The organism is Yersinia sp. Marseille-Q3913 (genome assembly GCF_963892745.1).
Taxonomy (GTDB): Bacteria; Pseudomonadota; Gammaproteobacteria; order Enterobacterales; family Enterobacteriaceae; genus Yersinia; species Yersinia bercovieri.
In genome coordinates, this window is sequence record NZ_CAWQAF010000088.1 from 85,820 (window position 1) to 100,506 (window position 14,687).

Genomic DNA, 14,687 nt, shown 5'->3' on the forward strand with positions numbered 1-14,687 from the left:
CTAACCCGCATTTACGGTAAAGATTTGAGCGAACCCTTCTATTTCCCGCATAAATGCAATCTGGGTGCCATCCGGTGAAAACACCACTGCGTCTGCTAATGGGGCGACGGCACTACGTGCAGTCAGCCGCTGAAGTTGGCCGCTGGTACTATCACACCGCATCACGCTGTTATCACAAACAAACGCCAGACTATCTCCTTGCGGATGCCAGCTAAAGGCGGATTGAATTCCCCACGGGCTGGATGTCAATTGCCGTGGTTCACCGCCATTGGGGGAGACTAGCCACAGCTGCACAACACCATTATCATCTCTCATCAGGCAAGCAATGGCACTGCCATCAGGTGAGGCGCGCAACCAGTGACGCGGGCTGGTGACAAGCCCAGGAAAGCGGCGCTCAGTGGTATAAGTAACCCGCCGCTGACTGGCACCGGCAGGTGGTGCAGGCAGTGTGGTTGGCGTCCCCTCTAGCGGCGCATCGCCAGCGCGAGCATAATCTCGGTGATGCTCAGGCAGATCAGCAATAAAGATTTCCGGGATTTTTTCCCCTTGCGCCGAAAGGGTATCGCCAATAAAGGCGAGCGCCCAGCGCTGGCGAGTGCCATCCGCTCTCCGATAACCCTGTGTGCCAATCCACCCCTCTTCATAAGCGCGACTTATTTGATCACTGCCCGCTTGTGGTGTGGGTGTAGTGCGGCTGATCAACACACAAAAGTGGCTGCCATCATATTCACGAGGGTGCTGTTTAGGCGGATTGACCCCATGCAGCGGCAGCGCAATGCCGACATTGCGGCAATCCAGCGCCGGGTCTAATTCATGCAGCACATGGTCGTTATAGGTAAAGCTAAGGCGGCTGCCGTCAGGGCTGAAAACGTGGACATGTGTGCCGCCGCGCAAAGCACCAGGCGTATAAGGTGCCGTGATATCCATGGCATCTAGGGTGACCGCCAGCTCTCTATCCGGCTCCGCAACAATCACCCCACGCCGATGATGAAAATCATAATGCCAATGGCTGTCTGGATACTCCGGCCCGTGGATAAACACGTAGCGCGCGGGCAAGTCGGGGCTGACCGTCACGACTCCAACATGAGCGCCATGCTGAGCACGATAGATCACCTCAATATCGCCGGTGACACAATTAACCCGCTCAATGGTTAAGCCACTAAAAGTACCGCCATTAGGCCGCACGTCGTACACCAGCCACTGGCTATCCGGCGTCCAGACATTGATATTGGTGAGCTGATGCCCTCTGGGATCAAAGGTAAGCTGCTGCTCCCGGCAAGGGGCATCTTTCTGGTTGATCATTCTGGCTCCGGTGATGCGACGGGCTAAGTTATTCCATAAAATTTTATCACTAATAATCCACTGTATACCGTCATGAAAAACATAGAATGTTATAAGAGTATTGAACAAGCAAATTACAGTAAAAATAATTTATTAAGCTGATAAATTCAGATTTCATGCAGAAATGATAACTCCGGATGGAATAACCTCAACTTAATGTGTTATAGATACTAAATTACTGCACCCGCTTGCTGTAACTTCCTAATTTATCTTAAAATAATCGCTAAGGGGCATAGTTGTGTCTTCTTTCCATAACTGGTTATCTGAAAAATCATCTGGTGATTGGCATATTTATATCAAGCGCCTTTCCGGTAATGATACTGGTGCGACAGGCGCACATCAGGCTGGAGTCTATATCCCAGCGGAAGTAATTGAGAAACAATTCTCTTCTATTGTTCGAACTGATATTAGAAATCCGGATATTAATTTGTTGGCAAGAATAAGTTCGCATGGCAATCTTGAGAGTGTAGTCAGAGCTATTTATTACAATAACTGTCATTTTGATGGTACACGTAACGAAAAACGAATTACTTGTTGGGGGAAAGGTAGTCCACTGTTAAATAAAGAGAATACCGGGGCGCTGACTATTTTCGCTTTTCATAGTGTGCCCAATAACACCTGTGACTTTATCGATGTTTGGCTATGCAACTCTCTGGTAGAGGAAGAACTACTGGAATCTATGACGGGGGAAGTCATCCCTGGTTTTTCAGTTTCAGGCCCATCGAATCAGGTTCTGGGCGGTTTTGCTATAGCAAGCTATAGCTGGAAGTCCACTAATTATCCGATCCCAGAACAATGGTCTATTTCATTCCCGCCAGGTGTTGAGATCATTAGTTATCTCCCTAAAGTATTCCAATTCAAAAGTCTAAACCCGGATGAGCTATTACTCGAAAAACGCGATGCTGAATATTCTCTGTTTCGTCGAATAGAAGAATTACATGTTTTGGAACGGGTACAAGCAGGGTTCTCGTCAGTAGATGACTTTATTAGCTTAGCAAACTCAGTAAGTAATCGCCGCAAATCGCGAGCGGGAAGATCTCTGGAATTACATCTGGAGAATACATTTATCGAAAATAGCCTTACTGATTTTGTTACTCAGAGTGTTACTGAAGGCAATAAGAAGCCGGATTTTCTATTTCCCTCTGCTGAAGCTTACTATGATACTGAATATCCTTCAGAAAAATTAAGAATGCTTGCAGTAAAAACCACCTGTAAAGATCGCTGGCGCCAGGCACTAAATGAGGCTAACCGCATTGATATCATTCATCTTTTCACTCTTCAAGAAGGGGTATCTGTTAATCAGTTCCAAGAAATGAAAGATGCAGGTGTCCAATTAGTGGTTCCTAAACCTCTTCACGAAAAATATCCTAAATCTATTCGTAATGAGTTGATTTCTCTCTCTGATTTTATTGAGGAAACCAAAAGTATATATAATCCTTAACGAAAAAAATGACTGAATTCTCACTTTTTTCTGGTCGGAATTTGGTCAGCTACTTATCATTTGGCTAATTCCTTGAGTATCAATTTGAGTATTTACTTCACTACTACAAATCCACTCTTCCACTCTCGTTGAAATATCATTATCTGTTAGCTTGTGCTTACCCCGTAATGCACATTCCCAAACAACTAAAATTTTCCAGCCATCATCCGAGAGATGATTTATAACCTCATAGTCTCTTTTTACATTCCCTTGGATTTTTTTAAGCCAAAAATCGGTGTGTGAAGCTGGGATCTTAAATAAATGGCAATTATGCTTATGCCAAAAACAGCCATGAACAAAAATTATCGCCCGATATTCATCAACAACAAAATCGGGCTTACCGAGAAGTTCTTTCACCTGAACTAGGTAAGAAAAACCTAACTGGTCAAGTATTTTTGCTAACTTAATCTCTATGGCTGTATCCCTTGCCCGGATAGCTCTCATATTTTTACTACGAGTTTCCGAAGAGTGAACATCAGCCATAATTATTAAGCCGCCTTATCTTTTCGTACTTTTTCTATTTTTACCGCTTTTGCTATAAATGGAGCCAATAATTGAGCTACAGCATCAAAAACGGGAACAATAACAGAATTGCCAAATTGACGATAAGCTTGTGTATCAGATACAGGAATACGAAACGATTCCTTACCCGGAATTTCAAATCCCATCAAACGTGCGCACTCTTTGGGTGTAAGGCGGCGCGGGCGTTTTACCTGATTTTTTTTATCATCAAAATCTTTTTCACCTAAAACTTTATCCCACCCACGATCAATTAAAATCTCTGAGCCATCCTTGTGATAACGGGCTGATAATGTTCTGGCTACACTATTACTGTTTGTTGGGTCAACTAATCCAAAACCAAAACCATTCCCTTTTGCCTGATGCTTTTTGGCATAATTATATAAATACTTCCACAGGTGCGGTGTCAGTATGTACTTATCATCAACAACAGGCTCAAGTAATTCGCCAAATGTCGGGCGTTTTTCAGGGAAAAATTTATGGATATCTTTTAATGTAAAGTCTTTATCGATATTAAGATCTTTACGAAATCCCACTAAAACAATACGCTCTCTATGTTGGGGGAGGAAATTTTTTCCATCCACAATTTTAGGGTCTTGTGATCCGACTTCATCAGCATCTGCGACCGAATAACCCAACTCATCGAGTGTATTCATAATAATCTGAAAAGTTCTACCTTTATCGTGACTTTTTAGATTCTTAACATTCTCAAGTACGAAAATAGCGGGTTTCTTTGAGGCAATAATTCTGGCGACATCAAAAAATAATGTACCCTGAGTTTCACACTCAAATCCATGGGCACGGCCTAAAGAATTTTTCTTTGAAACCCCGGCTAGTGAGAATGGCTGACAAGGAAAACCAGCAAGTAAAACGTCATGATCGGGAATATTTTGGTCTATATATTTATAGGCTTCTTCATCTGATATTTCCGCAGTCTCACTAAGAGTAATCTCACGTATATCTGAATTAAATCGATGCTCGTTGGAGTCGCAATACCAATTGGCTTTATATGTCCGAACTGCATAAGGGTTCCATTCGCTAGTGAATACACACTGTCCGCCAATGGCCTCAAAACCTTTTCGGATACCGCCAATCCCAGCAAAAAGATCAATAAAGCGGAATTGATAATTAGGATGATGTTTTGGTGGTGAAGGTAGCATATTTTGTAGCATATCAATTTCAGCCTCAGTTAGAGGCTTCTGTATAGATTTCCCGTTATACCAGCGATTGAGGGCTTCACGAGTCCATTCACACTTACTGACTTTCCGCAGAACTTCTGCGACAGCTTTCTGATCGTAGATTTCTAGCACTCGTCGAACAAGTTCTTTATCTTGTTGTAATCTTTTTTGTTCTTTCTGCTGTGCTTGTTCGGCAATCTGATTTGCGATTAAATTCAATTCTTCCATCTTAGGATTGCTCACTTAGGGAATTTTCAATGTAAGATTATCACTCATTTTACCCAGATGAAAGGGAACTGTATAGAAAAACAGTATATCTATAATGATAGCCCCTCGCCCTCTTCTCGTATTGCTTAGTACCTCTGTTAGACTGATTTTAGATAACTATCAGAAACTAATTCATAATTTTCAAATTGATGCTCCTTTCTCAAATTAACTAGATATCTAGAATAAAAAGTCTAATATAGATTTTTTATTCTAATTGATGTGACCTATGCTAAGCCGCTACCAACCCATTGCCGACGCGATAGCCACGCTTTTTTATCCCTATGCGGAAGTCGCCATTCACGACGTAACTAGCCAATCGCTGGTCTATATCGCCAATAACTATTCGCAGCGAGAATTAGGCGAGGACTCCAACCTCAGCGACCTGCAATTTGACCAGCATTCGCAGGTGATCGGCCCGTACCAAAAGCGTAACTGGGATGGCCGCCAACTGCGCTCCATCAGCACCGTGCTGCGGGATGACCAAGGGCAACCTATCGGGCTGCTGTGCATCAATCTGGATATTACAGTGTTTGAAAGTGCCAAAGCAGCGCTGGATATGTTTCTGTCAGGCCATCAACTGCAACCACAGCCTGATGTGCTGTTTCAGGATGATTGGCAGGAGCGTATCAATACTTATATCCATAATTGGCTGCAACAGCAGCAACTCACACTGGCGACACTAAACAGTGTCAGTCGCCGAATGTTGATTGAAGCGCTCTATCAGCAAGGGGCATTTAACGGCAAAAATGCCGCAGGTTACGTCGCAAAAATTCTTGGTATTGGCCGAGCCACTGTTTATAACCAGCTGAAAAATATAAAAAACCGCTAAAAAATTTAAGGAGCCGACATGAATACACTATTTGATGCCATCAAAGAGGCCCACCAGGTTTTGCGTCCGCAAGTGAGAGTGACGCCACTGGAGTACAGCCCGCTGCTGTCGCAACACAGTGGTTGCGAAATTTATCTCAAATGTGAGCATCTGCAACACACCGGTTCTTTTAAATTTCGCGGTGCCAGTAATAAGTTGCGGTTATTAACAGATGAGCAGCGCCAGCAGGGGGTTATTACTGCTTCTACCGGTAATCATGGTCAGGCGATGGCGTTGGCGGGGAAATTGGTGGGGGTCAAATCCACCATTTATGCTCCGGAACAGGCGGCGGCCATCAAGCTGGAAGCCATTCGCGCACTGGGCGGCCACATTGAGCTGATACCGGGGGATGCTTTAAATGCCGAGTTAGCCGCCGGTAGCGCCGCGCAGCAGCAGGGCAAAACCTATATTTCCCCTTATAACGATGCACAAATTATTGCCGGGCAAGGCACCTGTGGCATGGAAATGGTGGAGCAACAGCCGGATCTTGATGCGGTATTTGTTGCCGTCGGCGGCGGCGGTCTGATTTCTGGTATTGCCACCGTGCTGAAGAAACTCTCTGATAAAACACAGATTATTGGCTGCTGGCCCGCCAATGCCACCAGCATGTATACCAGCCTGCAAAACGGGCAAATTCAGGAAGTGGTAGAGCAAGAGACGCTGTCAGACGGAACTGCCGGTGGCGTCGAGCCAGGGGCTATCACTTTCGCGCTTTGCCAGCAGTTAATCGATCAAAAAGTGCTGGTCAGCGAGCAGGAAATTAAAGAGGCGATGCGCCTGATTGCCCGCACTGACCGCTGGATGATTGAAGGCGCGGCTGGCGTGGCATTGGCCGCAGCCCTGAAGTTGGCACCACAATGGCAGGGTAAAAAGGTGGCGGTGGTGCTGTGCGGAAAGAACATTGTGCTGGAAAAATATCTGGGAGCCGTCGGCGAATGATCACCCTCAATAAACAACAAATTCTCGACAGGTTCGATGCAGATGCCATCACGTTACTGCTCAAACAGGGCTTTATTGCTTTTAGCCAAAAACAGGTACAAATGCCACCGGTACAGCATTTACTCTTTCCGCAAGCCAATGGCGATTGTTGCATTAAAAGTGGCTATTTAGAGGGTGACGAGCAGTTTGTGGTGAAGATTTCCGGTGGATTTTATGATAATCCAGCGCAAGGACTCGCCAGCAATCAGGGTTTGATGATGGCATTTTCGGCCCAATCCGGTGAACCACAAGCCATTTTGCTCGATGAGGGTTGGCTGACCGCACTGCGCACAGCACTGGCCGGGCGCATTGTGGCGGAACTTTGTGCGCCTAAGCATATTCACGCCATTGGTATTATTGGCACCGGTATGCAGGCGCGGTTGCATTTGATGTACCTGAAAAGTGTGATTTCATGCCGCCAACTGTGGGTTTGGGGCCGCAGTGAGACGGCATTAGAGGAGTATCGGCAATATGCTCAGGAGGAAGGTTTTGAGGTCAATACCACGCTAAATGCCGCTGAATTAGCCGGTCACTGCCAATTCATTGTTACCACCACTCCCAGCCGAGAGGCTATCCTGCACGCTGCAGATATTCAGCCTGGCACACACATTACCGCCGTCGGTGCCGATGGTGCGGGCAAGCACGAACTGGCACCTGAGTTAGTGGCGAAGGTCGAAAAGATTTTGGTGGATTCATGGGCGCAATGCACTGAATTTGGTGAGATTTCATTCGCATTTCAACAGCAGCTTTTGGCGCATCACATCTTGACCGAGATAGGGACTGTTTTAGCGCAAAACACCTCTTTCAGAGACCATGATCAGCAGATTACCTTGGCAGATTTAACCGGGTTAGGGGTGCAGGATGTGCAGATCGTAAAGGGGATTTTGAGGGGATAAAAAGGGGAGTGCCGGCCTGGCCTCCTGCTCGGTTGAGGCCGTGGAGGTCAAGTGGGCGCTGAACGCTATCAACCGAAATCTGCTCCCATCGACCACTCAAAACAAGATCTATCCCCCTGTTGTTTTATTACCATTCCGCCCCGCTACTTGCTCGCTCAGCAAGTATTGAACAGACAAATGTCACATCTCCCCTCCGTGAACAAAAATAACTTGTGATTAACATCACATTTTAAAAACAAACCAAGCCACGTAAAACGTGATTAATATCACTCTTTAGTGGGTTTTTAGCTTAAAAATTCTCCAGCGTGACTTTATTACAGCTCAATAATGTGATCACCATCAACAAGTGACCCCCCATGACGGGGTGGCTAGTGTGATTTACGTCACACAATCCTCATGAGCTACGCGTGAGTAAAGGAGCGTGCTAGAGTTTGTTTTGCATACAGCGTGTTTGTATTCGATAGCATCGGCGGGTTTTGCAGAACTGCCTCAACAAAACAATTATATCGCGCTCTTATTGATAGCGCGTACCAATAGGGGTGTTTTATGTTTTCACCAGACGCAAAGGTCAGAATTCAAAATTTTGGCCGCTTCCTCAGTAATATGGTTATGCCCAATATCGGTGCATTTATCGCCTGGGGTATTATCACCGCACTGTTTATTCCTACCGGCTGGCTGCCAAATGAGACGCTAGCCAAGCTGGTCGGCCCGATGATCACCTACCTGTTACCACTGCTGATCGGTTTTACTGGCGGTCGTTTGGTGGGTGGCGATCGTGGTGGCGTGGTGGGTGCGATCACCACCATGGGGGTTATCGTTGGTGCGGATATGCCAATGTTCCTCGGTGCGATGATTGCAGGCCCACTGGGCGGCTGGGCAATCAAACGTTTTGACCGCTGGGTAGATGGCAAAATCAAAAGCGGCTTTGAGATGCTGGTTAACAACTTCTCAGCCGGTATCATCGGTATGCTGTTGGCGATCCTGGCCTTTATGGCGATTGGTCCACTGGTAGAAGTGCTGTCTAAAGTACTGGCTGCTGGCGTGCATATCATGGTGCAGAACAACCTGCTGCCATTAGCCTCGATCTTTGTTGAACCTGCAAAAATCCTGTTCCTGAATAACGCGATTAACCACGGTATCTTCTCACCACTGGGCATCCAGCAGGCGACTGAAACCGGTAAGTCTATCTTCTTCCTGATCGAAGCGAACCCAGGTCCAGGTTTGGGTGTGTTGATGGCTTATATGTTCTTCGGTAAAGGCAACGCTAAGCAATCTGCTGGCGGCGCGGCTATCATCCACTTCTTCGGTGGTATTCACGAAATCTATTTCCCATACGTGCTGATGAACCCACGCTTATTGCTGGCGGTGATTCTGGGCGGTATGACTGGCGTGTTCACCCTGACTATGCTGAATGGCGGTCTGGTGTCACCGGCCTCTCCTGGTTCTATCCTGGCGGTATTGGCGATGACTCCGAAAGGTGCCTATTTTGCCAACATTGCTGCGGTTGCAGCGGCGTTTGCTGTCTCCTTCGCGGTTTCTGCTGTTCTGCTGAAAACTTCTAAAGTGAAAGATGACGAAGAAGACAGTCTGGAAGATGCCACTCGCCGTATGCAAGATATGAAAGCGCAGTCCAAAGGGGCACAAGCGGCGAATGCTGCCGCCGCGGCGGGCGACTTAAGCACCGTGCGTAAAATCATCGTTGCCTGTGATGCCGGTATGGGTTCCAGTGCGATGGGGGCTGGTGTGCTGCGTAAAAAAGTACAAGACGCGGGTTTGAAACATATCTCCGTGACAAACTGCGCCATTAACAACCTGCCGGATGATGTGGATCTGGTTATCACGCACCGTGATTTGACCGAGCGGGCGATGCGTCATGCACCGCAGGCACAGCATATTTCGTTGACTAACTTCCTCGACAGCCAGCTGTATAGCAATCTGACAACCCGTTTGGTCGAAGCGGGTATTGCGACCGCGACCGCTCAGAAAGTGATTGAAACACTGGACGATAGCTTCGAAGCCTCTGAAGCTAATCTGTTCCGCTTGGGTGCAGAAAATATCTTCCTCAATCAACATGCGACGGCCAAAGAGCAAGCTATCCGTTTCGCCGGTGAGCAGTTGGTGAAAGGCGGTTATGTCGAGCCGGAATATGTTGAGGCGATGTTGGAACGTGAAAAACTGACCTCCACCTATCTGGGCGAATCTATTGCCGTGCCTCACGGGACCATTGAAGCTAAAGACCGTGTGCTGAAAACCGGTGTGGTGTTCTGCCAATACCCTGACGGCGTGCGCTTTGGCGATGAAGAGGACGAAGTGGCCCGCTTGGTGATTGGTATTGCTGCCCGCAATAACGAGCACATTCAAGTGATTACCAGCCTGACAAACGCGCTGGACGATGAATCGGTGATTGAGCGCTTAAGCAAAACTACCAGCGTGCAAGAGGTGTTGGATTTGCTTGGCGGTAAGAAGTAAACCCGTAATAACTGAATCGGGCCGTTGGGAGTAAACGGCCCTTTTACAGCAAAAAAAGGTAACGAATATGAAAGCATTACATTTTGGCGCAGGTAATATTGGTCGAGGCTTTATCGGTAAACTTCTTGCTGATGCTGGCGCGCAACTGACTTTCGCTGATGTTAACCAGCCGCTGCTGGATGAGTTGAATAAGCGCAAAAGTTATCAGGTCAACGTGGTTGGCGAGCAGGCGCGAGTAGAAGAAGTCAAAAATGTCAGCGCAGTAAACAGTGGTAGCCCAGAAGTGGTGGCACTGATTGCGCAGGCCGATATTGTCACCACCGCTGTTGGCCCACAAATTTTGGCCCGCATCGCCGGTACTGTGGCGCAGGGCTTGATTGCCCGCCATCAACAAGGTAACACCCGCCCGCTGAATATTATTGCCTGTGAAAATATGGTGCGTGGCACCAGTCAGTTAAAACAGCATGTTTTTGCCGCTCTGCCGGAGAGTGAGCAGGCGTGGATTGAGCAACACGTCGGTTTCGTCGACTCTGCGGTTGACCGCATTGTGCCGCCATCAGAGGCGGGCAGTACCGATATTCTGGCGGTGACGGTCGAGACGTTTAGCGAGTGGATTGTTGATGGCACCCAGTTTAAAGGGCAGCCGCCAGAGATAGCCGGTATGGAGTTGACTGACAATCTGATGGCGTTTGTGGAGCGTAAACTCTTCACCCTCAATACCGGTCACGCCATTACCGCCTATTTGGGCCAGCTTGCGGGTCACCAGACCATTCGCGATGCGATTCTGGACCCCGCGGTGCGCCAGACAGTGAAAGGCGCAATGGAGGAGAGCGGCGCAGTGCTGATTAAGCGCTATGCTTTTGATCCAGAAAAACATGCTGCTTATATCAACAAAATTCTCTCCCGCTTTGAAAACCCTTACCTGCATGACGATGTTGAGCGCGTTGGCCGTCAGCCACTGCGTAAACTGAGTGCGGGTGATCGTTTGATCAAACCGCTGCTGGGGACGTTGGAGTATCAATTGCCGCACGATAACCTGGTCACTGGCATTGCCGCCGCCATGAGCTATCGCAGTGAGCAAGACCCGCAAGCACAGGAATTGGTTGAGTTACTGGCGAAATTAGGGCCGAAAGATGCGTTAGCGCAAATTTCAGAGTTGCCTGCGGATAGCGAGGTTGTCGAACAGGCGGTGAATGTGTATAACGCCATGCAGGATAAGCTGGCGCACTGATCCTCAGCATTGGCCTGGTATCACTATCAGGCCAATGATTACGCATTTAGCATTCACCAACCACTCCAGTGACAAACGATGATTGAAAAAACACAGGCATTTGAGAATCGGGTACTGGAACATCTGAACGCCGGAAAGACGGTTCGGAGTTTCCTGATGGCCGCTGTTGAGTTATTGGCAGAAGCGCTGAATATTCTCGTGGTGCAGGTTTTTCGTAAAGATGATTATGCGGTGAAATATGCCGTGGAGCCGTTGCTGGTCGGGGATGGGCCGCTGGGTGAGTTATCGGTGCGGTTAAAACTGGTTTATGCCTTGGGTGTGATTACGCGTCATGAATATGAAGATGCTGAGTTATTGATGGCGCTCCGTGAAGAGCTAAATCACGATGGCACCGAGTATCGCTTTACTGACGACGAAATCCTCGGGCCATTTGGTGAATTACATTGTGTTGCGGAGCTGCCTCCTGTCCCCACTTTTTTACGCCCCGATGAAGCAGACGCCTCGCTAATTGCCATGCAACGCCAGCGCTATCAGCAAATGGTGCGCTCAACCATGGTGCTGTCGATAACTGAACTGCTCTCCCGCATCAGCCTGAAACAAGTTTCCAAGCTTTCACCCCTCGGCCACGTCTAAATTAGCGCAACACGCTAAGCCACTCATCCACCAACAGCCACAGTGCGGTGATTGCCATCAAACCACCCATCACGCCATTGAATAACCGCAATTTCCAATTCACCCGCAGCGCATGACGCAATTGATCGCCCATCACGGCCCATACGGCGACACAAGGCAGATTCAATAACGCAAAGCCGCCAACAATCAGCAACGTGTGGCTCAGTGTTGCGCCCTCACGTGGGGTGAATAAGATGGCGACATTCATTGCCATCAACCATGCTTTCGGATTGATGGCCTGAAACAGTGCCCCCTGAGTAAAGCCCATCGGCTGCTCACCATCTTTGGCATTAGGGCTACCGGCATGATAAATCTTCCACGATAACCACAATAAATAGCCGCAACCCAATGTCACCAGCGGCAGGCGGATCACGCCCACCCAACTGAGGATCAAGGCCAGCAGTGTGGTCATTAATGCGCATTGCAATGCACAACCAAAGGTAATGCCTAACATCATCGGCAAGGTGCGGCGCAAACCAAAGTTAACGCCAGATGCGGCCAACAACAGGTTGTTCGGGCCGGGGGTGATCGACATGACGGTGACGTAACTGATAAAAGCGCTATCCAACATGGACTTATCCTCTGTTTTCTTATTTTTCAAAAAGCGTGCGGCCAAGAGATTTAGCATAAACATCAATCCGTGATGGCGTCAGAAGCAGAAGTTATCTATTGTTATGGGTACAGTTTAAGTGTGTCAAAACTGTACCCATCGATCCTGTGGAGAACTGTCACCATGTCCCTTGTTATGAATGAAATTCGCTACTTGCAGGTGGCAGACAATCTGGCGCAAGCCATTAAGAATGGCAGTTTGCTGGCGGGTAGCCGCCTGCCATCAGTACGCGGTTACGCCCAGAGCCATCAGGTGAGCATCAATACGGTGGTGGCGGCGTATCGCACACTGGAAGATAGGGGCCTGATTGAGGCGCGTCCGCAGTCGGGATTCTATGTCTGTAGCCCCTCGACCGCCGTGGTGCCGACGGCCACGGTGGGTAAGCCGGTAGACGAAGTGCTGGATTTGATTGATACCGTTTTTGCCGCGCAACAAAATCCGCGCTTTACCAATATTTCGCTCGCCTGCCCGCAGACGGCAGATTTTTATCCGAGCGCGAAATTGGGGCGCATTATGGCCTCGTTACTGCGCCGTGAGCCGCAATTAATCAGTCAATACGCTCTGCCCCCCGGTAGCCAGCGCCTGCGCCAGCAGATTGCTCGCCGCGCTATGACTCTGGGGATGCTGGCCAATCCGGCAGATATCACCATTACCCATGGTTGTATGGAGGCGCTGCAACTGGCGCTGCGAGTCACCACCAAACCGGGGGATTGCGTCGGGCTGGAGTCGCCGACCTATTTCTACCTGATGCCACTGCTGGCAAGTCTCGGCTTGAAAGCGGTGGAGATCCCAACTGATCCGCAACAGGGCTTATCGTTGGATGTGCTGGAGTTGCTGCTTAAGGAGGGGCGGTTGAATGCACTGATCGCCATGCCCACGGTGCAAAATCCATTGGGCTACACCATGCCATTGGCGGCTAAAAAGCGGCTGGCGCAGCTAATGAACGATCATCAAGTGCCCTTGATTGAAGATGGGTTATATGCCGAAATTCAATTTGGCTCCACCTTGTCCCCGGCGGTAAAAGCTTTTGATAGCGATGGTTGGGTGCTGTTTTGCTCTAGTTTTACCAAAACACTGGCGCCAGATTTCCGCATCGGCTGGATTGACGGCGGCCGCTTCGCCGAAGCCCTGCACAAGCTAAAGGCGGTCTCCTCAATGGCGGAATCGGCACTGTTGTCGGAAACGCTGGCGCTGTTCCTTGAGTCTGGCGGCTATGATCACCACCTGCGCAGCTTGCGCCGCCGTTATGCTCAGCAGGTACAGCAAGCCCAGCAGTTGATTACGCGCTACTTCCCACAAGGCACCAAAGTGACTCAACCGGCGGGCGGATTTGTATTCTGGGTTGAATTCCCTGAGAGCGTCGATACGGTCGCGCTGTTTCATCAAATGCTGAAAGAACAGATCTGCCTGACACCGGGGACGCTCTATTCGCCCAGTGGCCGCTATCGTAATGCCTTTCGCCTTTCGTGCTGTTATCCGTTCAACAATCGCTATACCGAGGCATTGGCGAGGCTGGGGGTAGTGGCGTGTGAAATCAGTGGCCTGCCAGCGGGAATGCAGTGGCTTGCTGCTGAAAGGCCAGCATCCTGATACACTATCTATATCGATGCACAATCAGTGCTATTCTATCTCCAACTTTAGCGAAATATCGTGCCCATCAGTGGCATGTACGGGCCAATACTATGAAAGAACATGCAGAGATCAAACGTCTAAGCGATATGCTGGATGCGATGAATCACAAAGACCCAGCCGTTATCCAGCAGGGCAATGTGGATTTAATCGCGCAGCATATGAAAGAGAAAGAGAAAATGGCTGCTGAGATCCAGCGCCTGAAAGAAGTGCGGGTCAAAAATCTGAGCGCCGAAGCCCAGAAATTGGCTCAACTGCCGTTCAGCCGTGCGATTACCAAGAAAGAGCAGGCAGATATGGGCACCTTGAAGAAAGCGGTACGCGGCATCATTGTGGTACACCCAATGACAGCATTAGGCCGCGAAATGGGCCTAAAAGAAGTGACCGGTTACGCTAAAAAAGCGTTCTGATCGTCGCGCCGAATAAATCCGGGTAGGTGGCATGACCGCCACCCGGTTTTTTGTGGATATTATCAGTCAAATAGCGATAGCTACGCTCTGTACAAGCCAATAAATCCATATCACTCTTCTTGACATATGTTAAGCATAT

The 14,687-nt window shown here is 48.6% G+C and carries 13 protein-coding genes; 9 read left to right on the forward strand and 4 right to left on the reverse strand.

Features of this window, described 5'->3' with window-relative positions; translation table 11 throughout:
* On the reverse strand, window positions 1–1,302 hold the full coding sequence (locus AACW11_RS19560; RefSeq protein WP_212585251.1) for a DUF3748 domain-containing protein: 1,302 nt from the start codon (window positions 1,300–1,302) through the stop codon (window positions 1–3).
* 277 nt (window positions 1,303–1,579) lie between these two features.
* On the opposite strand from AACW11_RS19560, the gene AACW11_RS19565 reads away from it, so the two are divergent.
* Window positions 1,580–2,782 (forward strand): type II restriction endonuclease, encoded by a 1,203-nt coding sequence (locus tag AACW11_RS19565; protein WP_339379071.1) that lies wholly within the window; start codon window positions 1,580–1,582, stop codon window positions 2,780–2,782.
* A 45-nt stretch (window positions 2,783–2,827) separates the two neighbouring features.
* On the opposite strand, the gene AACW11_RS19570 is transcribed toward AACW11_RS19565, so the two are convergent.
* Together AACW11_RS19570 and AACW11_RS19575 are read right to left on the reverse strand one after the other, a co-directional pair.
* Window positions 2,828–3,304 (reverse strand): very short patch repair endonuclease, encoded by a 477-nt coding sequence (locus tag AACW11_RS19570; RefSeq protein ID WP_212585252.1) that lies wholly within the window; start codon window positions 3,302–3,304, stop codon window positions 2,828–2,830.
* A gap of 5 nt (window positions 3,305–3,309) precedes the next feature.
* The gene (locus tag AACW11_RS19575) at window positions 3,310–4,746 is read right to left on the reverse strand and encodes a DNA cytosine methyltransferase (RefSeq protein WP_249192799.1); all 1,437 of its coding nucleotides are present in this window, start codon (window positions 4,744–4,746) and stop codon (window positions 3,310–3,312) included.
* 265 nt (window positions 4,747–5,011) lie between these two features.
* On the opposite strand from AACW11_RS19575, the gene AACW11_RS19580 reads away from it, so the two are divergent.
* The 6 genes from AACW11_RS19580 to AACW11_RS19605 all read left to right on the forward strand — a co-directional run bounded on the left by AACW11_RS19580 (window position 5,012) and on the right by AACW11_RS19605 (window position 11,860).
* Window positions 5,012–5,614 (forward strand): helix-turn-helix transcriptional regulator, encoded by a 603-nt coding sequence (locus AACW11_RS19580; protein ID WP_212585253.1) that lies wholly within the window; start codon window positions 5,012–5,014, stop codon window positions 5,612–5,614.
* Between the two features lie 18 nt (window positions 5,615–5,632).
* Complete coding sequence (locus tag AACW11_RS19585; RefSeq protein ID WP_212585254.1) at window positions 5,633–6,592, forward strand: threonine/serine dehydratase; 960 nt, start codon at window positions 5,633–5,635, stop codon at window positions 6,590–6,592.
* Entirely contained in the window at window positions 6,589–7,527 is a 939-nt protein-coding gene (locus AACW11_RS19590) for an ornithine cyclodeaminase family protein (RefSeq protein ID WP_212585255.1), read from the forward strand. The genes AACW11_RS19585 and AACW11_RS19590 overlap by 4 nt, the downstream gene beginning before the upstream one ends.
* A 546-nt stretch (window positions 7,528–8,073) precedes the next feature.
* Window positions 8,074–9,996 (forward strand): PTS mannitol transporter subunit IICBA, encoded by a 1,923-nt coding sequence (locus AACW11_RS19595; protein ID WP_212585256.1) that lies wholly within the window; start codon window positions 8,074–8,076, stop codon window positions 9,994–9,996.
* Between the two features lie 67 nt (window positions 9,997–10,063).
* Window positions 10,064–11,227, forward strand: a complete 1,164-nt coding sequence (locus AACW11_RS19600) for a mannitol-1-phosphate 5-dehydrogenase (RefSeq protein WP_212585257.1) — start codon at window positions 10,064–10,066, stop codon at window positions 11,225–11,227.
* Between the two features lie 78 nt (window positions 11,228–11,305).
* Window positions 11,306–11,860, forward strand: coding sequence for an MltR family transcriptional regulator (locus tag AACW11_RS19605; RefSeq protein WP_004876175.1), 555 nt, complete (start codon window positions 11,306–11,308; stop codon window positions 11,858–11,860).
* Window position 11,861: 1 nt separating this feature from the next.
* Here the strand turns inward: AACW11_RS19605 and AACW11_RS19610 are convergent, their stop codons facing one another.
* Window positions 11,862–12,470 (reverse strand): LysE family translocator, encoded by a 609-nt coding sequence (locus AACW11_RS19610; protein WP_212585302.1) that lies wholly within the window; start codon window positions 12,468–12,470, stop codon window positions 11,862–11,864.
* A gap of 162 nt (window positions 12,471–12,632) precedes the next feature.
* Between AACW11_RS19610 and AACW11_RS19615 the strand changes: the two genes are divergently transcribed.
* Window positions 12,633–14,099 (forward strand): aminotransferase-like domain-containing protein, encoded by a 1,467-nt coding sequence (locus AACW11_RS19615; protein ID WP_212585258.1) that lies wholly within the window; start codon window positions 12,633–12,635, stop codon window positions 14,097–14,099.
* Window positions 14,100–14,191: 92 nt separating this feature from the next.
* On the forward strand, window positions 14,192–14,548 hold the full coding sequence (locus AACW11_RS19620; protein ID WP_005271620.1) for a YibL family ribosome-associated protein: 357 nt from the start codon (window positions 14,192–14,194) through the stop codon (window positions 14,546–14,548).
* The last annotated feature ends 139 nt before the right edge of the window (window positions 14,549–14,687 follow it).

What these genes read in the sequence shown, in the direction of transcription:
- AACW11_RS19560 (WP_212585251.1), bottom strand. Translation starts at nt 1,302, where the DNA reads ATGATCAACCAGAAAGATGCCCCTTGCCGGGAGCAGCAGCTTACCTTT.
- AACW11_RS19570 (WP_212585252.1), bottom strand. Translation starts at nt 3,304, where the DNA reads ATGGCTGATGTTCACTCTTCGGAAACTCGTAGTAAAAATATGAGAGCT.
- AACW11_RS19575 (WP_249192799.1), bottom strand. Translation starts at nt 4,746, where the DNA reads ATGGAAGAATTGAATTTAATCGCAAATCAGATTGCCGAACAAGCACAG.
- AACW11_RS19580 (WP_212585253.1), top strand. Translation starts at nt 5,012, where the DNA reads ATGCTAAGCCGCTACCAACCCATTGCCGACGCGATAGCCACGCTTTTT.
- AACW11_RS19585 (WP_212585254.1), top strand. Translation starts at nt 5,633, where the DNA reads ATGAATACACTATTTGATGCCATCAAAGAGGCCCACCAGGTTTTGCGT.
- AACW11_RS19590 (WP_212585255.1), top strand. Translation starts at nt 6,589, where the DNA reads ATGATCACCCTCAATAAACAACAAATTCTCGACAGGTTCGATGCAGAT.
- AACW11_RS19595 (WP_212585256.1), top strand. Translation starts at nt 8,074, where the DNA reads ATGTTTTCACCAGACGCAAAGGTCAGAATTCAAAATTTTGGCCGCTTC.
- AACW11_RS19600 (WP_212585257.1), top strand. Translation starts at nt 10,064, where the DNA reads ATGAAAGCATTACATTTTGGCGCAGGTAATATTGGTCGAGGCTTTATC.
- AACW11_RS19605 (WP_004876175.1), top strand. Translation starts at nt 11,306, where the DNA reads ATGATTGAAAAAACACAGGCATTTGAGAATCGGGTACTGGAACATCTG.
- AACW11_RS19610 (WP_212585302.1), bottom strand. Translation starts at nt 12,470, where the DNA reads ATGTTGGATAGCGCTTTTATCAGTTACGTCACCGTCATGTCGATCACC.
- AACW11_RS19615 (WP_212585258.1), top strand. Translation starts at nt 12,633, where the DNA reads ATGTCCCTTGTTATGAATGAAATTCGCTACTTGCAGGTGGCAGACAAT.
- AACW11_RS19620 (WP_005271620.1), top strand. Translation starts at nt 14,192, where the DNA reads ATGAAAGAACATGCAGAGATCAAACGTCTAAGCGATATGCTGGATGCG.